This window comes from Pseudomonas sp. 2957, from assembly GCF_031456345.1.
Classification (GTDB): Bacteria; Pseudomonadota; Gammaproteobacteria; order Pseudomonadales; family Pseudomonadaceae; genus Aquipseudomonas; species Aquipseudomonas siliginis.
Genome location: NZ_JAVDUL010000005.1, coordinates 185,504 through 208,901 on the forward strand (window position 1 = coordinate 185,504; position 23,398 = coordinate 208,901).

The window sequence follows — 23,398 nt, forward strand, 5'->3', positions numbered from 1 at the left end:
GCCGCTCAAAAACGGTCAGACAAGGAGTGAATGACACTTATGGACTTGCTGGCGCGGGGCACTGGCGTGCCTGCCGTCACAGCAAGGGGCGCAATTGTAGAGAAGGGACTGCGGGCGCGCAAGGCAATTGGTGAATATTTGAACAACCACCGATCTTCCAGACACCGTAAACGAATGTGGGAGCGAGCCTGCTCGCGAATGCGGCCTGCCAGGCAACAATGACGGACTGACACTCCCTCTTCGCGAGCAGGCTCGCTCCCACAGTTGATTGCGTTAAGCTTATTTCTTCGCGGCAGCCTTGGCCTTCGCACCGCGCTGGCGCTGGGCTTCGAACAGGCACACGCCGGTGGCGACCGAGACGTTGAGGCTGCTGACGCTGCCGGCCATCGGCAGGTTCACCAGATAGTCGCAATGCTCGCGGGTCAGGCGACGCATGCCTTTGCCTTCGGCGCCCATGATCAGAATGGTCGGGCCGGTCAGGTCCTGGTCATAGATGCTGACCTCGGCTTCACCAGCGGTGCCGACTACCCACAAACCGCGCTGCTGAAGTTTTTCCAACGTGCGCGCCAGGTTGGTCACGGCCACCAGCGGGATCACTTCCGCCGCGCCGCAGGCAACTTTACGCACCACCGGGGTCAGCGTGGCCGACTTGTCCTTCGGCACGATCACCGCCAGCGCACCGGCCGCATCGGCCGAACGCAGGCAGGCGCCGAGGTTGTGCGGATCGGTCACACCGTCGAGCACCAGCAACAGCGGCGCGCCTTCGGTGCGATCGAGCAACTCGTCGAGCATCGCCTCGCCCCAGACCTGACTCGGGCTGACTTCAGCGACAACGCCCTGATGCACGCCTTCAACCCAGGCGTCCATTTCGCGACGCTCGGCCTGGCCGACCTGAACACGGTTTTCATTGGCCAGCTCGACCAGCGTCTGCACGCGCGGATCGTTGCGGCTTTCCGCCAGCCAGATCTGCTTGACGCGCTTGGGGTGGTGACGCAGCAACGCTTCTACCGCGTGAACGCCGTAGATTTTTTCCAACTGACTCATGACTTCGCCTTCGGTTTACGCGCCCCGCCACTTTTGGCTGGAGCGGAACCCGCTTTTGGCGGGCCCTTACGGTGTTTGCTCGGCTTGGCTGGCTTGCCGTCGGTCGCCCTGTCAGGCGCCGACCGTCCGGTCTTTCCCCCGGACGCCGCTTTACCACCGTTTTTCGCATCGGCCAGCAAGGCCTTCTTCAATTCACGGCTTTTGCGCAGCTCGGCGTTTTTCGCCACGGCATCGCTCGGACGATAGGCTTCGGCAACCTTTTCCTTGGCCGGACGACGGCTGGCGGTTTTCGCTGGAGCCTTTTCTTCCGCAGCCTTGGCAGCAGGCGCAGCGGTTTCGGCGCCACGTTTCTTGCGACCGATCGGCGCGCTGATGGTTTTCTCGGCCATCTCGAAGTCAATCTTGCGCTCATCAAGGTCGACGCGCATGACGCGTACTTCAACGGTGTCGCCAAGACGGAAACTGCGACCGGTGCGCTCGCCCGCCAAGCGGTGATGCACAGGATCGAAGTGGTAGTAATCGCCCGGCAGCGCGGTGACATGCACCAGGCCTTCGACGTAGATATCGGTCAGCTCGACGAACAGACCAAAACCGGTAACAGCGGTGATTACGCCCGGGAACGATTCGCCCACGCGATCCTTCATGAACTCGCACTTGAGCCAGTTCACCACGTCACGGGTCGCTTCGTCGGCACGACGCTCGCTCATCGAGCACTGCTCGCCAAGCTGCTCCAGCGCCGCTTCGTCGTACGGATAGATGCGCGCTTTCGGAATGGTCATCGCACCGGCACGACGAACGTGCGGGGTGTCCTGTTTCGAATGGATCACGCTGCGGATCGCGCGGTGCGTGAGCAGGTCCGGATAACGACGGATCGGCGAAGTGAAGTGGGTATAGGCTTCGTAATTCAGGCCGAAGTGGCCGTCGTTTTCAGCGCTGTACACCGCCTGACTCAACGAACGCAGCATCACAGTCTGGATCAGGTGGAAATCCGGACGATCCTTGATGCTCGCGAGCAAAGCCTGATAATCCTTCGGCGACGGACCGTCCTTGCCCTTGTGCAGGGACAGGCCGAGCTCACCAAGGAACGCGCGCAGCTTTTCCAGACGCTCTGGCGGCGGACCGGCGTGAACGCGATACAGCGCAGGGATTTCGTGCTTCTTGAGGAATTCGGCAGTGGCCACGTTGGCGGCCAGCATGCACTCCTCGATCAGCTTGTGCGCATCGTTGCGCACGGTCGGACGGATTTCCGCGATCTTGCGCTCGGAGCCGAAGATGATCCGGGTTTCCTGGGTTTCGAAATCGATCGCGCCACGCACGTGACGGGCGGCCAGCAATACCTTGTACAACGCGTAGAGCTGCTTGAGGTGCGGGACGACGTCGGTGTACTCGCCACGCAATTTGCGCGCTTCGGTAGCCTTCGGCGTTTCCAGCATCGCGCTGACCTTGTTGTAGGTCAGACGGGCGTGGGAATGGATCACCGCTTCATAGAAGCAGTAGTCGGTCATTTCGCCGGACTTGGAGATGGTCATCTCGCAAACCATGGCCAGACGATCGACTTGCGGGTTCAGCGAGCACAGGCCGTTGGACAGTTGCTCGGGCAGCATCGGAATCACGCGCTCGGGGAAGTACACCGAGTTGCCGCGAACCTGAGCTTCGTTGTCCAGCGCCGAGCCGATCTTCACGTAACTGGAAACGTCGGCAATCGCCACGTACAACTTCCAGCCACCGGAGAACAGACGCAGCTTGCCCGGTTTGGCTTCGCAGTAGACCGCATCGTCGAAGTCGCGGGCGTCTTCGCCGTCGATGGTGACGAACGGCAGATGACGCAGGTCGATGCGCTTTTCTTTGTCTTTTTCTTCGACTTCCGGCTTGAGCTTGGCGGCTTCTTTCACAACCGCCTCAGGCCAGACGTGCGGAATATCGTACGTGCGCAGAGCAACGTCGATTTCCATGCCCGGCGCCATATAGTTGCCGACCACTTCGACCACATCGCCTTGCGGCTGGAAACGCGGCGTTGGCCAGTGGGTGATTTTCACCTCGACGAACTGACCGATCTGCGCATTGGCGTTGCGGCCCGGGGTGACCAGCACTTCCTGCTGGATCTTCGGATTGTCGGCAACGACGAAACCGATGCCGCCTTCTTCGAAGTAGCGGCCGACGATGGTTTCGTGAGCGCGGGAAACCACTTCGACGATCACGCCTTCACGGCGACCACGACGGTCGAGCCCGGAAACCCTGGCCAGCGCGCGGTCACCGTCGAACACCAGACGCATTTGCGCCGGGCTCATGAACAGGTCGTCGCTGCCGTCGTCCGGCACCAGGAAGCCGAAACCGTCACGGTGACCGCTGATGCGGCCGAGGATCAGGTCGAGCTTGTCCACCGGCGCGTAAGTGCCACGGCGGGTGTAGATCAGTTGAGCGTCGCGCTCCATGGCGCGCAAGCGGCGGCGCAGGGCCTCGATCTGGTCTTCGGTGGTCAGACCAAACTCTTCGACCAGTTGCTCGCGGGCAGCAGGCGAACCCCGATCGGCGAGGTGCGCCAGGATCAGTTCGCGGCTGGGAATAGGGTTTTCGTATTTTTCCGCTTCACGAGCGGCCTCGGGATCGAGGGACTGCCAATCGGCCATTAGAGAGTTTTCACCTTGTCTATATGCGGGTTAGTTTGGCATAGGCGCCGGGAAACGGGAAATTTCCGCTTCTATAAGGCTTTGCATGGCCCTGTATCGACGCTCTGATAGGGTTTTGAACGCCGCTGGTAAAAAAATTCAGTTTTTTCTGCAGTAGGGGTTTACAGTTAAAAAGGCGCTCCGTATAGTGCGCGCCATCGACGACGCACAAGCGCTTTCGATGATGCCCAGGTGGTGAAATTGGTAGACACGCCAGCTTCAGGTGCTGGTGACCTTACGGTCGTGGAAGTTCGAGTCTTCTCCTGGGCACCAATTTCGAGTTTGAGACTAGATCAGTTTCAAGACTCACACAAAACCCGCGAAAGCGGGTTTTTTGCATTTGCGGGAAAGCTTTTGTTCACACTGATTTATTAAAACCAAATCAGGGGTTTACAGATCAAAAAGGCCTCCGTATAGTGCGCCACATCAACAGCGGCAACGCTTGCGATGATTGCCCAGATGGTGAAATTGGTAGACACGCCAGCTTCAGGTGCTGGTGACCTTACGGTCGTGGAAGTTCGAGTCTTCTTCTGGGCACCAATTCAAATTCAAGGTTCACGCCTTGGATTTCACAAAAACCCGCGAAAGCGGGTTTTTGCGTTTCTGGCTTCCTGAATTTCCGCAGGTCTTGTAGGAGCCGACGAGTGCAACGAGGCTGCGATCTCTTGATCTTGCTTTTCCCCGCAACTCGCAGGAGGCAGATCAAAAGATCGTCCGAACGCGGCCCGAGCCTTCGGCAGCTCCTACCCGATCCCCTTGTCCCGCACAAGGCGCACTTGAGAAACAATATCGTTTATCATTGTTGCAAGTTTTTGCAATGCGACAGTGAGGAACCCTGCGAATGACGTTTCGAAATACCCTGCGCCGAGGCCTGACCTTCACCCTCCTCGGCCTGGCACTCGCCACTCCCCTCACCCAGGCTGCCGATGCGGTTTCCCTGACTCTCTACAACGGCCAGCACAAGGAAGTCGGCGACGCGATTGCCAAGGCTTTCGAAGCCAAGACCGGCATCCACGTCAACGTGCGCAAAGGCAGCAGCAACCAGCTCGCCAGCCAGATCATCGAAGAAGGCGACCGCTCCCCCGCCGATGTGATCTACACCGAAGAGTCGCCGCCGCTGAATAACCTCGGCGAACAGGGTCTGCTGGCCAAGGCCGATGACGCCACGCTGGCAGTTCTGCCGGAAAAATACGTCGCCGCCAATGGCACCTGGATCGGCGTTACCGCCCGCGTACGCGTGGTCGCGTTCAATCCGAAACTGATCGATGAAAAAGACCTGCCGAAATCGGTGATGGAATTTTCCGAGCCGCAGTGGCAGGGCAAGGTCGGCTTCGTTCCGACCAGCGGCGCCTTCCAGGAGCAGGCCGTAGCGATCATCAAGCTGCACGGTCGTGACGCCGCCGAAGAATGGCTGACCGGCCTGCGCGCATTCGGCAAGACCTACAGCAACAACATGGTCGCGCTCAAAGCGGTGGAAAACGGCGAAGTCGCTACCGTACTGGTGAACAACTACTACTGGTTCGCCCTGCAACGCGAGAAGGGCAAGCTCGATTCCAAATTGCATTACTTCACCGGCGGCGACGCTGGCGGCTTGATCACCGTGTCCAGCGCTGCCGTACTGAAATCCAGCAAACATCCAAAAGAAGCCCAGCAATTCCTCGCCTTCATGGCCAGCGAAGAAGGTCAGCGCGTGATCACCCAGACCACCGCTGAATATCCGCTGCACAAAGGCATGGAATCGGATCGCGGTCTCAAGCCGTTCAGCGAACTGGAAGCGCCGAACGTCACCCCGGCGGATCTGGGCAACGCTGAAGAAGCGCTGGAACTGGAACGCGAAGTTGGCCTGAACTGATGGCAGCATCGTTATCGCCCCCCGCCGCGCGCGGGGGTTATGTGCCAAGGCGCAAGCGGCCGTCGATCTGGCTGGTGCTGCCGGTATTGCTACTGGTGGTACTGAGCCTGTTGCCACTGGCCTACGTCGGGGTGAAAGCCTGGCAGGCCGGCTGGGCCGAGGCGCTGCATTTGCTGTGGCGCCCGTATGTGTTTGGCCTGTTGCGCAACACCTTGGCACTGATGGTCGGCGTGACGATCACCTGCGCCGTGATCGGCCTGTCGCTGGCATGGCTACTGGAACGCAGCAATCTGCCGGGTCGACGCCTGTGGGGCGTGATCCTGTGCCTGCCGTTTGCGGTGCCGGCGTTTGTCAGCAGCTTCACCTGGGTGTCGCTGAGTGCGCAGTTCGAAGGCCTCGGCGGAGCGATTCTGGTGATGAGCCTGTCGAAGTATCCGCTGATCTTCCTGCCAGTCGCGGCGACCCTGCGCAATCTCGATCCCTCTCTCGAAGAATCCGCCCGCACGCTGGGACAGAATCGCTGGGGCGTGTTTTTCCGCGTCACCCTGCCGCTGTTGTGGCCATCGCTGTTGGCCGGCTCGCTGCTGATTGCCCTGCACATGCTGGTGGAATTCGGCGCGCTGTCGATCATCGGTTTGCAGACCTTTACCACGGCGATCTACCAGCAATTCGAACTGGAATTCAGTAACGCCAACGCAGCGATGCTTTCGGCGGTGTTGCTGGCGCTGTGCCTGCTGCTGTTGTGGCTGGAACTGCGGGTGCGCGGCAAGGGCCGGCATGTGCGCACCGGCCAAGGTGCAGCGCGACAGGCTGAGCAAGTAAAGCTTGGGCCATGGGCTGCGGCAGGTCAGTTGTATTGCCTGTTGCTGGCGATTATCGGCAGCGGCGTTCCGCTGGGCATGTTGGCCTACTGGCTGGCGGTCGGCTCATCGGCGGCGTTCCCGGTAGCGGCGATCACCGAAGCGCTGTTGTCGTCACTGGCACTGTCGCTGGGCGGCGCGGCGCTGTGCCTGGTACTGGCGGTTCCAGTCGGCTTGCTGGTGGTGCGCTACAAAGGCCAATTGGCAATCTGGGCCGAACGCCTGCCTTATCTGCTGCACGCGCTGCCGGGCCTGGTGATTGCGTTGACGCTGGTGTATTTCGCCCTGCATTACGTACCGGTGCTGTATCAGACGTCGGGCTTGCTGCTGATCGCCTATGCGCTGCTGTTTCTGCCACTGGCGCAGGCGCCGATTCGTACGGCACTGAACAAGGCTGCGCCACAGCTGGAAGAAGCGGCGCGGACCTTGGGCGCATCGTCGTTCACGGCTTTTTGCCGGGTGACATTACCGATCATTTTCCCGGCACTGGGCGCGGCGTTTGCGCTGGTGTTTCTCGATGCGATGAAGGAACTGACGGCAACGTTGCTGCTCAGCCCAACCGGACTCAATACATTGGCGACCGAGGTCTGGGCGCATACGGCGAATGTCGAGTTTGCGGCGGCGGCGCCTTATGCGGCGTTGTTGATTGTGGTCTCGGGGCTGCCGGTTTATCTGCTGACGACGCGGATGTATCTGAGCCGCTGATACCGCTTTCGCGAGCAGGCTCGCTCCCACAATGGATTGAGTTTCCCTGTGGGAGCGAGCCTGCTCGCGAAGATGCCAGCCCGGATAACATCAAGCGCGAAACTGCCCCAGGCTAGCCTTCAACTGCGCCGCCAGACCATCCAGCACCTTGCCACTGGCCGTGGTTTCCACCACTGCCTGCGCCGCTTTCTCGGCTTGGGCGTGAATCGTTTCGACGCGCCCACGCACTGCCTGTGCACCCTGCGCCTGATGCGCTGCTGCTTGCGTCGCCAGACCGATCGCCGCATGCACCTGCTCGACCGAAGCCTGCACCGATTGCTGCAAGCGCGCACTGTCGCGCAAGACCAGCAAACCTTCGCTGGCCTGCCGTCCGGCCTGGCCAATCGCCTCGACTGCCTCACGTGCGCCCTGTTGCAGAGCGACGATGTGCGCTTGAATATCGCCCGTCGAGCTCTGCGTTTTGCTCGCCAGTGCCCGCACTTCATCCGCCACCACGGCAAACCCACGCCCGGTTTCACCGGCCCGCGCCGCCTCGATCGCAGCGTTCAACGCCAGCAGGTTGGTCTGTTCGGCGATGCCATGAATCACCGTCAGCACCACCTCAATCTGCTCGCTCTGCTGCGCCAGTCGCTCGATAACCTTCGCCCCGGTATCGACCTGCCCGGCCAGCGCTTCGATCAGGCTGCCAACTTTCGCCGAAGTCCGGGTGTTCTCATCGGTGGCCTGACGAATATCGACAACCTGCTTGAGTGCCGCCTGCATTGCCTGACTTTCCGACTGCGCCTCGTCTGCCATTTGCGACAGCGCGCGCAGGCTTTCTGCAACTTCATCGCGCTGCATTCCGGCAGCCGCATCGGCGCCAGCGTTGCGCAAAGTCATCGCGCCGATTTCCACGCCAGTGCGCTGAGCGACATCACCCGCCTCGCGTACGATCGGCTGCAATTTATCTACAAAGCGATTGACCGCTGAGGCCATGTCGCCGATTTCATCCTTGCTGTTGATCTGCACACGCTTGGTCAGATCACCCTCGCCTGCTGCCAGATCGTCCATCGCTGCATTGAGCATTTTCAGACGATTGACCACCCGATGACCGAGCACCACGGCCAGCAACAGCAGCACGCCGCAACCGACCAGTGCCAGGCCAAGGCCAATGCGCCAGCGCAGTGTCGCGGCAGCGTCTTGAACGGTTTGTGCGGTGTTGGCTTTCATTTCGCCAGCGGTGCCCTGCGCCGATTGCAGACGCGCCTGCATCGCTTTGGCGCTGTCCGCCGCCGCGCCTTTGAGGCTGTCGCCGACCAATTGATCGCTGCTGGCAATCAGCGCCAGGAAGCGCTTGTCGAGCTCGGCCAGATCGGTTTCCACCGAGGCCGTGGACACACCCATCAGCACTTTGCCGATTTCCACGCCGTTGGGATTGATCGAGGCCTCGAGGTAGTAGACCGAAGGATCATTCTTCGCCGCATCCAGCACTTTATCCAGCGCGCGCTCGCCCTGACCTTTTTCCAGCAAGGCCTTGTTGATCGGGTTTTCACGGTTGAGATAACGGGTCAGATGCTGGCCGGTGGCGTCGTCATACACCACGAACAACACGTTGGGATTGCGCTGGGCGCGACGAGCGAACTCCGAGAGCGTCGGCACGTCGCTGTCCCACATGGCACGCGGCGCTACGGATGCAAGCAACTGCGCCATGTCGTTGGCCGAATCCTTCAGATCCTTTTCCAGCGTCGCTCGCAGCTGCGCCTGCTCTTCTTTCAGACGCGCGGACAGGCCGACCGTCAGGCGCTGACGAGTGCTGGCCGATAACGCATCAAGACTTGAAGTGACTTCACGCCCGGCCTGCTCCAGCTCACCGGAGAGCTTCTGGCTGTCGGCACCCAGGCGCAAGGCCAGATCGGCTTCCAGCGCCGTGACCGTGCTCCGCGTCAGGGCAACCGCCACCAACACCTGCACCAAAAGGGCGATACCAAGGGTAACGAACACCGGCCGCAACAAACGGCTTTGTAACAGTGAGAGAACGGCTGACACTTTAAATCCCTCTACTTCTGACGCCATTAATTTGATGGCACTCTTGTAGACAGATTCACAGCAAAGGTCATGCCGTCCAACAGGCATAAACGACAAAGGCCCCGATTAAGGGGCCTTTGTTTTTTACATCAACGACTTATCAAGCAAACGGATGACGCAGAACGATGGTTTCGTTGCGGTCCGGGCCCGTCGAAATAATGTCGATCGGCGCGCCGATCAACTCTTCAACGCGTTTGATGTAGGCACGAGCATTGGCCGGCAGCTCTTCCAGGGTTTTTGCACCCACGGTAGATTCGCTCCAGCCTGGCACTTCTTCGTACACAGGCTGCAGGCCTACGTAGCTGTCAGCATCGGTCGGGGCAACAGCATTGCCTTGCGCGTCTTTGTAGCCGACGCAGATGTTGATGGTTTCCAGACCGTCGAGTACGTCCAGCTTGGTCAGGCAGATGCCCGAGATGCTGTTCACATCGATAGCGCGACGCAGGATGACGGCGTCGAACCAGCCGCAACGACGGGCACGGCCGGTGGTAGCGCCGAACTCGTGACCCTGCTTGGCCAGGTGTGCACCGACTTCGTCAAACAGCTCGGTCGGGAACGGACCGGAACCGACGCGAGTGGTGTAAGCCTTGGTGATGCCCAGGATGTAGTCGAGGAACATCGGACCAACGCCCGAACCGGTCGCCACGCCACCAGCGGTGGTGTTGGAGCTGGTCACGTACGGGTAGGTGCCGTGGTCGATGTCGAGCAACGAACCTTGCGCGCCTTCGAACATGATGTCCTTGCCAGCACGACGCAGGTCGTGCAGCTCGGCGGTCACGTCGAGCATCAGCGGCTTGAGCAGCTCAGCGTATTCCTTGCACTCGGCCAGGGTCTTTTCGAATTCGATGGCTGGTTCTTTGTAGTAACCGACCAGCATGAAGTTGTGGTAATCCACCAGTTCACGCAGCTTGTCTTCGAAGCGTGGCATGTTCAGCAGGTCGCCGACACGCAGGCCACGACGGGCAACTTTATCTTCGTACGCCGGGCCGATGCCGCGACCGGTAGTACCGATCTTCAGCTCGCCACGGGCCTTTTCACGGGCCTGGTCCAGCGCGACGTGGAAGGACAGGATCAGCGGGCAGGACGGGCTGATACGCAAGCGCTCGCGCACTGGTACGCCTTTCTCTTCCAGCTTGGTGATCTCGCGCAGCAGGGCGTCAGGTGCAACCACCACGCCGTTGCCGATCAGGCATTGCACGCCTTCGCGCAGCACGCCCGACGGAATCAGGTGCAAGACGGTTTTCTCGCCGTCGATCACCAGCGTGTGACCCGCGTTGTGGCCACCCTGGTAGCGCACTACGGCGGCAGCATGTTCGGTCAGCAGATCAACGATCTTGCCTTTGCCCTCATCACCCCACTGGGTGCCCAGGACTACGACATTCTTACCCATAACACTTGTCCTCATTCGCGCAAACTTGGTGCCGGCGATGGCCGGCAGGAAAACTCAAGAAGCCAGTGGCGATACTTGCCAAAGCCCGTTCTGCTGAATCAATTGCCGGTCGCAGTCCGCATCACGGGCGGCGGCCAATGGTTGTCCAGGCAAGGCCTGAACGACACGCTGACCCTCACTGCGCAACTGGCAAACCTGCTGCCAGAGTGCCGCATCCGTACTGTCAGGCATCCAGATACCGCCAGACGGTAGCTCGATCTCAGCACGCCCCAGGGTCACCAGGGTTTTCAAATCGGTAGAGAAACCAGTCGCCGGACGCGCGCGGCCGAAGTCAGCGCCGATGTCATCGTAACGACCGCCCTGAGCGATGGACTGGCCAACGCCCGGCACGAACACCGCGAACACCACACCGGTGTGGTAGTGGTAGCCGCGCAACTCGCCGAGGTCGAAATACAGTGGCAGCTGCGGGAAGCGCACGGAAAGACGCTCGGCGATCGCCAGCAGATCTTCCAGCGCCGCCAACACCGGCGCCGGGGCATTGGCCAGACGCTCGCGGGCAGCGCTCAACACTTCCCGGCCGCCACACAGATCAACCAGTGCGCGCAGCATGCCCGACAGATCCGTCGGCAGGCCTTCGGTCAGGGTAATCACTTCATCGATGGCCTTGCGCTGCAGGGCATCGAACAACTGCTGCTCGACTTCACCGGACAGACCGGCGGCGCGAGCCAGACCACGATAGATGCCGACATGGCCTAGGTCCATGTGCACGTCCGGCACATCGGCCAGTTGCAGCATGGCCAGCATCAGGCTGATGACTTCGACGTCGCTGCTCGGGCTGGCGTCGCCGTACAGCTCGGCGCCCAGCTGGATCGGGCTGCGCGAGGACGACAATGCACGCGGCTGGGCGTGCAGGACACTGCCTGCGTAGCACAGACGGCTCGGGCCTTCGCGGCGCAGGGTGTGCGCATCGATACGCGCCACCTGCGGTGTGATGTCGGCACGGAAACCCATCTGCCGGCCCGATTGCGGGTCGATGACCTTGAAGGTACGCAGATCCAGATCCTGGCCCGCGCCGGTCAGCAGGGATTCCAGGTACTCGATATGGGGAGTCACGACGAACTCGTAACCCCAGCTCTGGAACAGATCCAACACCTGACGACGCGCGACTTCAATGCGCGCCGCCTCCGGTGGCAGTACTTCTTCGATGCCATCTGGCAGCAGCCAGCGGTCTACCGTTGCCATTACGCCATTCCCCTTTGATCCGGGCGGCCAGCACTAGGCGAGCCTTGAGTGAAGCAGAAAATGACCGGAGCGTTCAAAACGCACGCGCATGAACGACGCAGCGAAAGGCCGGCTGGCGGCTTCGCCCATCACTTTCCTCGAAAAACGCTCGGGCTATTCAAACCCGATGCCTGCAACAAAAACAGCAATCAAACGTGCAGACGCAAAAAAGCCGGGAATTTCCCGGCTGCCGCATCATACACACGTTTTCCGAAAGGATCACCCCGCCCGAGGTTTTAGCCGCCGGGCGGAATGATTCAGGTCAACGTCGTATCAAGGTTTGGCTTTTTCCAGGTAACGGAAGAAGTCGCTGCTTGGGTCGAGGACCAGGACGTCGGATTTGTTCGCGAAGCTTTCACGGTAGGCACGCAGGCTACGGTAGAAACCGTAGAACTCCTGATCCTGACCGTAGGCCTTGGAGTAGATCGCAGCTGCCTGGGCGTCACCGTCACCGCGAACCTCTTCGGATTCACGATAGGCTTCGGCCAGCAGCACGCGGCGTTGACGATCGGCGTCGGCACGGATGCCTTCGGCCAGCTCGTTACCCTTGGCGCGGTGCTCGCGAGCTTCACGCTCACGCTCGGTGCTCATACGCTCGAACACACTGCGGTTCACTTCCTTCGGCAGATCAATGGCCTTGACCCGGACATCAACCACTTCGATACCCAGCTCTTTTTCCGCCATCTTGTTCAGCGATGCAGTGATGTCAGCCATCAGCGCATCACGCTCACCCGACACCACTTCGTGCAGGGTGCGCTTGCCGAACTGGTCACGCAGACCGGACTCCAGACGACGGGACAGACGTTCGTCGGCGATCTGCTTCAGACCCGAAGTCGCGGTGTAGAAGCGCTCGGCATCTTTCACCCGCCACTTGGCGTAGGCATCGACCATCACGGCTTTCTTTTCCAGGGTCAGGAAGCGCTGCGTCGGCGCATCCAGCGTCAGCAGACGCGCATCGAATTTGCGCACCTGGTTGACGTAAGGCACTTTCACATGCAGACCCGGCTGGACATCCGCCTGAACCACACGACCGAATTGCAGCAGCACCGCGCGCTCGGTCTGAGCGACGATGTAGAAGCAATTCCAGCCCACCAGTACCACAACGACGCCAACGATCAGGGCGATCAGCGATTTATTGCTCATCAGCGGGTCTCCCTTGTACGCGTCTGCGGCACGTCAGTGACATGCGGCGTGACGTCCGTGTTGTTGCTGGCGGCCGAACCGGTCACCGGTGCGTTGCCCGAGCTGTTCTGGATCATTTTGTCCAACGGCAGGTAAAGCAGATTGCTCTGGCCGTTCTTGTTGCCGGTCACGAGTACCTTGCTGGTGTTGCTGAAGACTTCCTGCATGGTGTCCAGGTACAGACGTTCGCGGGTGACTTCAGGTGCCTTGCGATACTCGGCGACCAGCTTGGTGAAGCGATCGGCCTCACCCTTGGCGCGCGAGATGGTCTCGTCGCGATAACCGTTGGCATCTTCGATGATGCGCTGGGCCTGACCACGGGCTTCCGGCACAACGCCGTTGGCGTAGGTTTCAGCCTGGTTGCGCGAACGCTGCTCGTCTTCACGGGCGCGGATCACGTCATCGAAAGCTTCCTGCACTTCACGCGGTGCTGCTGCGCTCTGTACGTTGACCTGGGTGACGGTGATACCGGTGCGATAGGTATCGAGGAAACGTTGCAGACGCTCCTTGATTTCGCTGGCCATCAATTCACGACCTTCGGTCAGCACCTGGTCCATGGCGGTGGACCCGACCACGTGACGCAGTGCACTTTCGGTCGCGTGCTGCAGACTGATTTCCGGCTGATCGACGTTCAGCACGAAGTCCTGCAGGTTGCTGATCTTGTACTGCACGGTCAGCGGCACTTCGACGATGTTCTCGTCTTCAGTCAGCATCTGGCCCTGCTTGGTGTACGCACGCTCACGCGTCACGTTCTCCATGTACTTCTTGTCGATCGGCGGGAAGTAGATGTTCAGGCCCGGGCCGACAGTCTCGTAGTACTTGCCGAAGCGCAGCACCACGGCTTGCTCCTGCTCGTCCACCACGTAGACCGCGCTGTACAGCCAGACAGCCGCCAGCACGACCAGACCGATGCCGAGCAGACCGCCGAAGCCGCCACTGCTGCGCCCCGATCCGCCGCCGTCATCACCGCGTTTCTTACCACCACCGAACAACCCGTTCAGGCTTTCCTGCAGCTTTCGGAAGGCCTCGTCGAGATCCGGTGGCCCCTTGCGGTCGCCGTTATTGCGGCGCTTGCCACCCCAGGGATCCTGATTATTCGAGTTGCCACCCGGCTCATTCCAAGCCATAGCGCTCTCCATCTGATAAAGCAAAGACGCACCCACGGCGCGCCGACCAATGCTACAGAATGCCTGCCGTTGCGGCACAACCGCTTTGTCAGGCTTTTATTGCAAAGTGTGTTGCTCGATGAATTCCATCGGCTGCAATCCTTCGCGGCTTACCAATCGATTCAACTCGATCCGGGGCAAACGAACGGCCAGCAGGCTGACACCTTCATCATCGTATTCTTCTTTCTGCACCGCCCCGAGTTCGAAGAACTGCGCACGCAGCCGAGCGAATCGTTGCGGCAAGCGCAAGGTACCGACGAACAGATCACTGCCGAGCAACTCGGCGATGGCCTGTTCAAGCAATTCCAGACCGCTGCCATCACGCGCCGAGAGCCAGACCCGTTGCGGCTTGCCATCGGCATCGCGCTGGATCTGCGGCTCGACGCCTTCAAGCAAATCGAGTTTGTTATAGACCTCGAGGATCGGCAAGTCCTGGGCACCAATCTCGCCCAGCACCACCATCACCTGCTCGATCTGCAACATGCGATCCGGTTCGGCTGCATCGATCACGTGCAACAGCAGGTCGGAGTTGCTCGACTCTTCGAGCGTAGACCGAAATGCCTCGACCAGCTTGTGTGGCAGGTGACGAATGAACCCCACGGTGTCGGCGAGGACGATGGGACCGAGGTCGTCAAGCTCCAGCCGGCGCAGGGTCGGGTCGAGCGTGGCGAACAGTTGATCGGCCGCGTACACCTCGGACTTCGTCACGTTGTTGAAGAGTGTCGATTTGCCGGCGTTGGTGTATCCCACCAGCGAAACGGTAGGGATGTCCGCACGGGATCGGCCACGGCGCGACTGCTCGCGCTGACTGCGCACCTTCTCCAGCCGCCCCTTGATCTGACGCAGGCGAACCCGCAGCAGACGGCGGTCGGTTTCCAGCTGGGTTTCACCCGGACCGCGCATACCGATACCGCCACCCTGACGCTCAAGGTGAGTCCAGCCGCGAACCAGCCGCGTGCTCATGTGGTCAAGCTGGGCCAGTTCGACCTGCAGCTTGCCCTCATGGGTGCGTGCGCGTTGGGCGAAAATATCGAGAATCAGCCCGGTGCGGTCGATCACGCGACACTCGAAGACACGTTCGAGGTTGCGTTCCTGACTGGGCGTGAGGATGTGATTGAAAATCACCAGATCGGCTTCTTCAGCCTTGACCAGGTCGCGCAGTTCTTCGACCTTGCCGCTGCCGATCAGATATTTGGCGGTTGGCCGATGACGCGGCACGTTAAAAAACGCGACGGTCTCGGCGCCAGCCGAATTTGCCAACTCCTGAAACTCCTGCGGATCTTCGCGCGCCTCAGGGTCCTGTCCATCCAAGTGAACGAGGATGACTCGTTCACCACCACCGTGGCGCTCAAAGAACAAAGGAGACTCCTATCAGGCGTTACCCGGCGCTGCATCGGCATCGCCCTGTTCGTTTTCGGTTGCGCTAGGCAGACGAATTGGACGAACCGGCACGACGGTCGAGATAGCGTGTTTGTAGACCATCTGGCTTACGGTGTTTTTCAGCAGGATCACGAACTGGTCGAACGACTCGATCGTCCCTTGCAGCTTGATACCGTTGACCAGATAGATGGAAACCCCGACTTTCTCTTTACGTAAAGTGTTCAGGTAAGGGTCTTGTAGCGAATGCCCTTTTGACATGTGCCGCACTCCTTTAAGGATTCAATAATAAAAACAGGTAAATTCAGATGGCTTCGGCCGTCACACCCCCAAGGATAGACGGCAATTGCAAGGACTCAGCTCAATATGGAGATGGTCCCGAGGTATTTCAAGGCGCGTGGCAGATTGTCGCAATCAAGACTGTCCAGCCAATGCAAATCGTCCCAGCTGCGCAGCCAGGTAAACTGGCGTTTGGCCAATTGGCGCGTGGCGATGATGCCCCGCTCCTGCATCTGGGCCAATGTCAGCTTGCCGTCCAGGTAATCCCAGACTTGGCGGTAGCCTACCGCACGTATAGACGGCAACCCCGAATGCAGGTCACTTATTTTACGCAGGGCTACGACCTCGTCGATGAATCCCTGTTCCAACATATTTGTGAATCTTTGTTCAATTCGCTGGTGCAGAACCTGACGATTCGCCGGAGCAATGGCCAGGTTCGCGACAGTATAGGGCAATTGTTGCCGTCCCGAAGCGGCTGCTTCAGTACTTTGCACAGATTGTTGCTCGCGCAGAGCGGTCATGCTCTGCCCGCTGACTCGATACACTTCCAGTGCCCGACTCAAGCGTTGCGGATCATTGGGATGGATGCGCGCCGCCGACACCGGATCGATCTGCGCCAACTGTTCGTGCAGGGCTTGCCAGCCGAGGCGTGCAGCTTCTTCCTCGATCTGCGCGCGGACCTCGGGATCGGCTGCCGGCATGTCCGCCAGACCTTCGACCAGAGCCTTGTAATAGAGCATGGTGCCGCCGACCAGCAGCGGGATCTTTCCTCGCCCAGTGATTTCGGCCATGGCCTGCAACGCGTCGCGACGGAAATCGGCAGCGGAATACGCTTCAGCGGGGTCGAGAATGTCGATCAGCCGGTGCGGGTATTCGGCCAACAACTCTTTCGAAGGCTTGGCCGTGCCGATGTCCATGCCGCGGTAGACCAGCGCCGAATCGACACTGATCAATTCGCACGGCAGCACCTTGGTCAGCTCGATGGCCAGATCGGTCTTGCCCGCAGCGGTCGGGCCCATCAGGAAAATCGCTGGAGGCAGCTGGCTCATCAACGACCGCGCAGGAACAGTTTGTCCAGATCGTCCAGGCCCAATTGGGTCCAGGTCGGTCGGCCATGGTTGCATTGACCGCTGCGCTCGGTGTTTTCCATATCGCGCAGCAGACCGTTCATTTCCGGCAGGGCCAGACGCCGGTTGGCGCGGATCGCGCCGTGGCAGGCCATGGTGCCGAGCAGTTCGTTGAGGTGCGCCTGGATACGGTCACTGGTGCCGTATTCCATCAGGTCAGAGAGCACGTCGCCGACCAGTCGATTGGCTTCGGCCTGCTTGAGCAAAGCGGGAATCTGCCGGATCGCCAGGGTTTCCGGCCCCAGTCGCTGCAATTCAAAACCAAGACGCTGAAACCAAGCGGCGTGTTCTTCAGCGCAATCGGCCTCGCGCTGACTGACCGCCAGCGATTCCGGCACCAGCAACGGCTGGCCACTGAGACCTTCGCTGGCCATGGCGATTTTCAGGCGCTCGTACATGATTCGCTCGTGGGCGGCATGCATGTCCACCAGCACCAGGCCATGGGCGTTTTCGGACAAAATATAGATGCCCTTGAGCTGCGCCAGTGCATAGCCGAGCGGCGGGATATCTTCCTGACCGGTTGGCAGCGCGCTGGCATTGGCTTCAGGCAGCGGCGCGAAAAATTCCTTGTATGCGGCTTGCGCCTCGGCAGCGGGCAGCGCCGATTGCGGACGCGGCGTGTATTGATACTGATAAGCGCCGCCAGCGCTAGCCCCGGACGGAGTATTGAACACCGGCTGCGCCTGAGGCTGCTCCAGCAGCGCATTGGCGGCTAGACGCATCTCGCCTTGCGGGCCGAACTCGCCAGCCTCGATCCCACTCGGCCGAACGATCGCCGTGGTGACCGAGCCGGCAAGTTGATCTTCCGGACGCACATCGCCCAGCGCACGGTGCAGCGTGCCATACAGGAAATCGTGGACCATGCGCCCGTCACGGAAACGCACTTCGTGTTTGGTCGGGTGCACGTTGACGTCTACCGCTGCGGGATCGACCTCGAAAAACAGCGCGAAGGTCGGGTGCCGACCATTGAACAGCACGTCGCGATAAGCCTGGCGTACCGCGTGGGCCACCAGTTTGTCGCGCACCGCACGGCCGTTTACGAAGAAATACTGCAAATCCGCCTGACTGCGGTTGAAGGTCGGCAAACCGACCCAGCCCCACAGGTGCAAGCCATTGCGTTCGATCTCGATCGGCAACGCCTGCTCAAGGAAACCCGAACCGCAGATCGCCGCCACACGCCGGGCGCGGGCTGCATCATCGTGGGCCTCGTGCAGGCTGAGGATGGTCTTGCCGTTGTGGCGCAGATGAAAAGCCACGTCGAAGCGCGCCAGCGCCAGACGCTTGATCACTTCCTGCAGGTGATCGAATTCGGTTTTTTCGGTCTTGAGAAATTTGCGCCGGGCCGGGGTGTTGAAGAACAGGTCGCGGACTTCCACCGAAGTGCCGACCGGATGCGCCGCCGGCTGCACGCGCGGCGCCATGTCCCGGCCTTCGGTTTCGACCTGCCAGGCCTGATCGGCATCGCGGGTGCGCGAGGTCAGGGTCAGACGCGCCACGGAGCTGATCGACGCCAGCGCCTCGCCACGGAAACCCAGGCTCATCACCTGTTCGAGGTCTTCGAGGTTGCGAATCTTGCTGGTGGCGTGACGGGCCAGGGCCAGCGGCAGGTCATCGGCGGAAATACCGCTGCCGTCATCGCGCACGCGCAGCAACTTGACGCCGCCCTGCTCGACATCGACGTCAATACGCCTGGCGCCGGAGTCGAGGCTGTTTTCCAGCAACTCCTTGATCACCGAAGCCGGGCGCTCAACCACCTCACCAGCGGCGATCTGGTTCGCCAGTCGTGGGCTGAGCAGCTCGATGCGCGCGGTGTTCATTACCTGGTTCATTCTTTGGACGCCAGTTCGGTGCCTGGAATGGTCAGGTGCTGACCGACTTTCAGCTCATCGCTTTTCAGATTGTTGGCGGCGCGCAAGGTGGCCGGCGAAACCTGATAGCGCACGCCGATCATCGCCAGGGTTTCCCCCGGCCCGACGCGGTGGTCGCGCGGGCCTTGGGCAATCTTGCCGGAATCACGCAGCCAGGCGATGTAGGTGCCCGGCGGCGGATTCTGCTGGAAGAACTGGCGCACGCCGCTGCTGATCGAACGGGCCAGCGCTTGCTGATGGCTCGACGCGGACAGCTTGTTCGCTTCGTTGGCGTTGGAAATGAAGCCGGTTTCAACCAGGATCGACGGAATGTCCGGCGACTTCAGCACCATGAAGCCGGCCTGTTCCACGCGCTGTTTATGCAGCGGCGTAACGCGACCGATATTGGTCAGCACCTTCTGGCCGACGTTGAGACTGGAGGTCAGCGACGCAGTCATCGACAGGTCGAGCAACACGCCGGCGAGCATGCGGTCCTTGTCGTCGAGGCTGACGTTGCCGGCACCACCGATCAGGTCGGATCGGTTTTCACTGTCGGCCAGCCAGCGGGCGGTCTCGGAGGTAGCGCCACGATCGGACAGGGCGAACACCGAAGCACCGAAAGCGGCCGCGGACGGCGCAGCGTCGGCGTGGATCGAGACGAACAGGTCGGCGCCCTTCTTGCGGGCGATTTCGGTACGCCCGCGCAATGGAATGAAGTAGTCGCCGGTACGGGTCAGCTCGGCGCGGAAGCCTTTCATGCCGTTGACCTGACGCTGCAGTTCGCGGGCGATCTGCAGCACCACATCTTTCTCACGCTGGCCGCGCGAGCCGGACGCGCCCGGATCTTCCCCTCCGTGGCCGGCATCGATCACGACGATAATGTCGCGCTTGCCAGCCGGGGCTGGCGGCAGCTTGATCGCCGGTTCGGTCGGAGTCACCGGCACCGCCGGCACGGTCGCCACCGATGGCGTCGGGGCTGGCGGCGGCGCGGCATCGGCCGGGTTGTCGAACAGATCGACCACCAGACGGTTGCCGTATTGCGCGTTCGGCGCCAGCGAGAAGCTTTTCGGGGTGACGGCTTTTTTCAGGTCGATGACCACGCGCAGGTCGGTCGGCGTGCGCTGGGCTGAGCGCATCGCGGTGATAGGCGTGTTCGCGGTCTGCACGTTCAACGGCGCGCCGAGGGTGGCGCCGTTGATGTCGATCACCAGCCGGTCCGGGGCTGTCAGGGTGAAAACGCTGTGCTGCACCGGGCCGCTGAGGTCAAAGACCAGTCGCGTGTTGTCCGGCGCCCGCCACAGGCGCACGCTGTTGACCTTTGAATCGGCCACAGCGTTGACGGTTACTGCCATCAACATCAGTCCAGCGGCAGCCACCAACGCGCGAAAGCGCATACCAAACCCCATCATTTAATTGGATTCCAATGCCAAAGCGGCACACCAGGCCTCGCCACGCGAGCCCTGGGCTAAAATTTTCAGCGAACGCCCGCTGTCTTGCGGGCTAATGGTAATGGTCAGGTCAGGCTTTGGCAAAAAGCCTGCACCTTTATCGGGCCATTCGATCAGGCACAGGGCATCGTCTTCGAAGTAGTCGCGGATGCCGAGAAACTCCAGCTCCTCGGGATCGACCAGACGATAGAGGTCGAAGTGGAAGGCACGAATGTCACCGATCTCGTAGGGCTCGACCAATGTGAAGGTCGGACTTTTTACCGCGCCAACATGCCCCAAACCGCGAATGATGCCCCGCGACAGGGTGGTTTTGCCCATACCCAGATTACCTTCAAGAAAAATCAGGCCATGGCCCTGGGTGACGCGGGCGATCCGTGCGCCAAAGTCGCTCATTGCCTGTTCATCGGCCAGGTACAGGGTTACTTCAGACACGGTGCTTGCTCCTCCAACAACTGACGAATGGCTGGAATCAGATCACTGGCCGCCAGCCCACGGCCGAATTTGCCTTGTTGCATACCCGCGTTGGCGTGCAGCCAGACGGCCAGGCATGCCCCATCGAACGCGTCCATGTCCTGGGCCAGCAATGCGCCGGTCAGACCGGCCAGCACATCCCCCAACCCGCCCGTGGCCATCGCCGGATGGCCCTGATGACACAGGGCCATCCGCCCATCGGGATGGGCGATCAGACTGCCGGCCCCTTTCAGAACCACTACCGCTGAATACTTTTTGCTCAACGCCAGAGCAGCGGCCGGGCGATCGGCCTGCACTTCGGCGGTACTGATGCCAAGCAAGCGCGCCGCTTCACCCGGATGCGGGGTGATCACGCAATCCTTGGGCAACTGGACAAAATCGCTGGCCAGCAGGTTCAACGCGTCGGCGTCCCACACTTGCGGCAACGCAGCATTGGCGGCCGCCGACAAAAGGGCACGGCCCCAACTGGCCTGACCGAGACCCGGCCCGACCACCAGCACCGAAACCTTTTCCAGCAGCCCCATCAGTTGATTGGCTGACGAAGTGCCGAGCGCCATCGCCTCCGGGACCCGAGTCAGCGCCGCCGGCACATGCTCTGGGCGAGTCGCCAGCGAGACCATGCCCGCGCCGCCGCGCAAGGCCATTTCCGTGCTGAGCAGAATCGCTCCGCCGAAACCGTGATCGCCGCCGATCAGCAACACATGGCCAAAGCGGCCCTTGTGCGAGGTCGGCGCGCGCGGCGCAAGTGCTGGAAGATTAGCGGCGCTCAGGCGCTGAGCGCAGACAGGAATGTCACTGAAAATTTCGTCGGGGGCTTGCAGGTCGCTGAAGACCAGCTCACCGATATGATCCGCAGCATCACCGGTCAACAGTCCGACCTTCATACCAATGAAGGTCACCGTTAGATCGGCGCATACCGCGACACCCAGTTCACACCCGGTATCGGCACACAGCCCGGAAGGAATATCGACCGCCGCTACCGGCAAGCCGCAGGCGTTGATCGCCTTGATCGCCGAGGCATAGGGCTCACGCACTTCGCCGCTCAGGCCAGTGCCGAGCAAGGCATCGAGGACGACACCGCGCAGCTCGCTTTGCGCCTGCCAGCCTTGCACCACAACACCAGCAGCCACGGATTCGGCATGGGCCAGTGCGGCATCGCCCTGCAAACGTTGCGGATCGCCGACGGCGAGAACGCGCACGGTCCAGCCGGCCCGCAGCGCCAACCCGGCCACCAGATAACCGTCACCGGCATTGTTGCCATGGCCGGCGAGCACGGTCAGCTCGTTCGCGCCCGGCCATTTGCGCACCAGTGCGCGCCACGTCGCGCGGGCGGCGCGTTGCATCAATTCGAAGCCCGGCGTGCCGGCGGCGATCAGCCGCGCGTCGAGTTCGCGCACCTGCGCGGCGCGGTACAGCGCGTCGGGTAATTCATCTTTCGTCTGCGGCATGCGTCTTCGGGCTCCGATGTCTGGCAGAATTATACGCACCTCAGCTCCGGTTTCTCTCGCCTCATGTCCGCCATCACCACAGACCTGCCCGCCCTCGCCCAATCGATCAAGGATTGGGGCCGCGAGCTGGGCTTCCAGCAAGTCGGCATCAGCGGTCTGGACCTGGCCGAACACGAGCAGCATCTGCAGCGCTGGCTCGAGGCCGGCTACCACGGCGACATGGACTACATGGGCGCCCATGGCAGCAAACGCTCGCATCCCGAAGAGCTGGTGCCGGGCACGTTGCGCGTGGTTTCCCTGCGCATGGACTACTTGCCAGGCGATACCGAAATGGCCAAACGCCTGGCTGAGCCGGAGAAGGCTTACGTGTCGCGTTATGCCTTGGGCCGCGATTACCACAAATTGATCCGTAAACGTGTTCAACAATTGGCCGACAAGATCCAGGCGGAGATCGGCCCGTTCGGCTTTCGTGCGTTTGTCGACAGCGCACCGGTGCTGGAAAAAGCCATCGCCGAACAGGCTGGACTGGGCTGGATCGGTAAAAACACCTTGGTGTTGAACCGCAAGGCCGGCAGTTATTTCTTCCTGAGCGAACTGTTCGTCGACCTGCCGCTACCGGTGGACGAACCGCACAGCACTGAACATTGCGGGCGTTGCACCGCATGCCTGGATATCTGCCCGACCAACGCCTTTGTCGGCCCGTACGTGCTGGACGCCCGGCGCTGCATTTCCTATTTGACCATTGAGCTGAAAACCGCGATTCCCGAAGAATTGCGGCCATTGATAGGCAATCGGGTGTTTGGCTGCGATGACTGCCAGATCGTCTGCCCATGGAACCGCTTCGCTCGGCCGACTGGAGAAAGCGATTTCAAGCCACGGCACAATCTCGATAATGCCGAGCTGGCTGAACTGTTCATGTGGGATGAAGAAAAGTTCTTGAGCAGCACCGAAGGTTCACCGTTGCGGCGTGCCGGGTACGAGCGCTGGTTACGCAATCTGGCGGTGGGGCTGGGCAATGCGCCTTCAACGATTCCTGTGCTGGAAGCGTTGAAGGCGCGACGTGATTATCCGTCAGAGTTGGTCAGGGAACATGTCGAGTGGGCACTGGAACAGCACGCCCACCGCGCGCTCGCAAAACCGGCAAGCGCACTGTTCAAATCGTAGCCGGACCTTGAGTGTTCCTGCTTTCGC

At 61.0% G+C, this 23,398-nt stretch carries 18 protein-coding genes and 2 tRNA genes; 6 read left to right on the forward strand and 14 right to left on the reverse strand.

The window, feature by feature from the left end; genetic code table 11:
* Window positions 1-279: 279 nt before the first annotated feature.
* Both rlmB and rnr read right to left on the reverse strand, forming a co-directional pair.
* The gene (gene rlmB, locus J2Y39_RS19120; RefSeq protein ID WP_024011372.1) at window positions 280-1,044 is read right to left on the reverse strand and encodes a 23S rRNA (guanosine(2251)-2'-O)-methyltransferase RlmB; all 765 of its coding nucleotides are present in this window, start codon (window positions 1,042-1,044) and stop codon (window positions 280-282) included.
* On the reverse strand, window positions 1,041-3,671 hold the full coding sequence (gene rnr / locus J2Y39_RS19125; protein ID WP_024011371.1) for a ribonuclease R: 2,631 nt from the start codon (window positions 3,669-3,671) through the stop codon (window positions 1,041-1,043). Before rnr ends, rlmB begins: the two co-directional genes overlap by 4 nt.
* 225 nt (window positions 3,672-3,896) lie before the next feature.
* Here rnr and J2Y39_RS19130 point away from each other — a divergent pair.
* The 4 genes from J2Y39_RS19130 to J2Y39_RS19145 all read left to right on the forward strand — a co-directional run bounded on the left by J2Y39_RS19130 (window position 3,897) and on the right by J2Y39_RS19145 (window position 7,127).
* A tRNA-Leu gene (locus tag J2Y39_RS19130) sits at window positions 3,897-3,983 on the forward strand.
* Window positions 3,984-4,163: 180 nt separating this feature from the next.
* A tRNA-Leu gene (locus J2Y39_RS19135) sits at window positions 4,164-4,250 on the forward strand.
* A 301-nt stretch (window positions 4,251-4,551) separates the two neighbouring features.
* On the forward strand, window positions 4,552-5,562 hold the full coding sequence (locus J2Y39_RS19140; RefSeq protein ID WP_016771941.1) for an extracellular solute-binding protein: 1,011 nt from the start codon (window positions 4,552-4,554) through the stop codon (window positions 5,560-5,562).
* On the forward strand, window positions 5,562-7,127 hold the full coding sequence (locus tag J2Y39_RS19145) for an iron ABC transporter permease (RefSeq protein WP_095180955.1): 1,566 nt from the start codon (window positions 5,562-5,564) through the stop codon (window positions 7,125-7,127). The genes J2Y39_RS19140 and J2Y39_RS19145 overlap by 1 nt, the downstream gene beginning before the upstream one ends.
* A gap of 90 nt (window positions 7,128-7,217) precedes the next feature.
* Here the strand turns inward: J2Y39_RS19145 and J2Y39_RS19150 are convergent, their stop codons facing one another.
* The 3 genes from J2Y39_RS19150 to J2Y39_RS19160 form a co-directional block, all read right to left on the reverse strand.
* Window positions 7,218-9,152 (reverse strand): methyl-accepting chemotaxis protein, encoded by a 1,935-nt coding sequence (locus tag J2Y39_RS19150; RefSeq protein ID WP_310219203.1) that lies wholly within the window; start codon window positions 9,150-9,152, stop codon window positions 7,218-7,220.
* Between the two features lie 139 nt (window positions 9,153-9,291).
* Complete coding sequence (locus tag J2Y39_RS19155; protein ID WP_016771943.1) at window positions 9,292-10,581, reverse strand: adenylosuccinate synthase; 1,290 nt, start codon at window positions 10,579-10,581, stop codon at window positions 9,292-9,294.
* Between the two features lie 54 nt (window positions 10,582-10,635).
* Complete coding sequence (locus J2Y39_RS19160) at window positions 10,636-11,823, reverse strand: ATP phosphoribosyltransferase regulatory subunit (protein ID WP_041480727.1); 1,188 nt, start codon at window positions 11,821-11,823, stop codon at window positions 10,636-10,638.
* Between the two features lie 88 nt (window positions 11,824-11,911).
* On the opposite strand from J2Y39_RS19160, the gene J2Y39_RS19165 reads away from it, so the two are divergent.
* Window positions 11,912-12,118, forward strand: coding sequence for a hypothetical protein (locus J2Y39_RS19165; RefSeq protein ID WP_143497950.1), 207 nt, complete (start codon window positions 11,912-11,914; stop codon window positions 12,116-12,118).
* A gap of 17 nt (window positions 12,119-12,135) precedes the next feature.
* On the opposite strand, the gene hflC is transcribed toward J2Y39_RS19165, so the two are convergent.
* The 9 genes from hflC to J2Y39_RS19210 all read right to left on the reverse strand — a co-directional run bounded on the left by hflC (window position 12,136) and on the right by J2Y39_RS19210 (window position 22,207).
* Window positions 12,136-13,005 (reverse strand): protease modulator HflC, encoded by an 870-nt coding sequence (hflC, locus tag J2Y39_RS19170; protein ID WP_016771945.1) that lies wholly within the window; start codon window positions 13,003-13,005, stop codon window positions 12,136-12,138.
* On the reverse strand, window positions 13,005-14,171 hold the full coding sequence (hflK, locus tag J2Y39_RS19175; RefSeq protein ID WP_024011368.1) for an FtsH protease activity modulator HflK: 1,167 nt from the start codon (window positions 14,169-14,171) through the stop codon (window positions 13,005-13,007). The genes hflC and hflK overlap by 1 nt, the downstream gene beginning before the upstream one ends.
* A gap of 96 nt (window positions 14,172-14,267) precedes the next feature.
* A complete protein-coding gene (hflX, locus tag J2Y39_RS19180; RefSeq protein WP_041480728.1) occupies window positions 14,268-15,569 on the reverse strand; it encodes a ribosome rescue GTPase HflX in 1,302 nt (433 codons plus the stop codon).
* Window positions 15,570-15,581: 12 nt separating this feature from the next.
* The gene (gene hfq / locus J2Y39_RS19185) at window positions 15,582-15,848 is read right to left on the reverse strand and encodes an RNA chaperone Hfq (RefSeq protein WP_016771947.1); all 267 of its coding nucleotides are present in this window, start codon (window positions 15,846-15,848) and stop codon (window positions 15,582-15,584) included.
* A gap of 95 nt (window positions 15,849-15,943) precedes the next feature.
* Window positions 15,944-16,915, reverse strand: coding sequence for a tRNA (adenosine(37)-N6)-dimethylallyltransferase MiaA (gene miaA / locus J2Y39_RS19190; protein WP_305382089.1), 972 nt, complete (start codon window positions 16,913-16,915; stop codon window positions 15,944-15,946).
* Window positions 16,915-18,822 (reverse strand): DNA mismatch repair endonuclease MutL, encoded by a 1,908-nt coding sequence (gene mutL / locus J2Y39_RS19195; RefSeq protein ID WP_310219206.1) that lies wholly within the window; start codon window positions 18,820-18,822, stop codon window positions 16,915-16,917. The genes miaA and mutL overlap by 1 nt, the downstream gene beginning before the upstream one ends.
* Complete coding sequence (locus J2Y39_RS19200) at window positions 18,819-20,198, reverse strand: N-acetylmuramoyl-L-alanine amidase (protein WP_370593506.1); 1,380 nt, start codon at window positions 20,196-20,198, stop codon at window positions 18,819-18,821. The genes mutL and J2Y39_RS19200 overlap by 4 nt, the downstream gene beginning before the upstream one ends.
* A gap of 51 nt (window positions 20,199-20,249) precedes the next feature.
* Window positions 20,250-20,720: a tRNA (adenosine(37)-N6)-threonylcarbamoyltransferase complex ATPase subunit type 1 TsaE gene (tsaE, locus tag J2Y39_RS19205; protein ID WP_016771950.1), complete on the reverse strand. Its 471-nt coding sequence runs from the start codon at window positions 20,718-20,720 to the stop codon at window positions 20,250-20,252.
* The gene (locus tag J2Y39_RS19210; RefSeq protein WP_310219207.1) at window positions 20,708-22,207 is read right to left on the reverse strand and encodes an NAD(P)H-hydrate dehydratase; all 1,500 of its coding nucleotides are present in this window, start codon (window positions 22,205-22,207) and stop codon (window positions 20,708-20,710) included. The genes tsaE and J2Y39_RS19210 overlap by 13 nt, the downstream gene beginning before the upstream one ends.
* A 63-nt stretch (window positions 22,208-22,270) precedes the next feature.
* Here J2Y39_RS19210 and queG point away from each other — a divergent pair, with 63 nt between their 5' ends.
* A complete protein-coding gene (gene queG / locus J2Y39_RS19215) occupies window positions 22,271-23,371 on the forward strand; it encodes a tRNA epoxyqueuosine(34) reductase QueG (protein WP_041480733.1) in 1,101 nt (366 codons plus the stop codon).
* Window positions 23,372-23,398 lie beyond the last annotated feature (27 nt).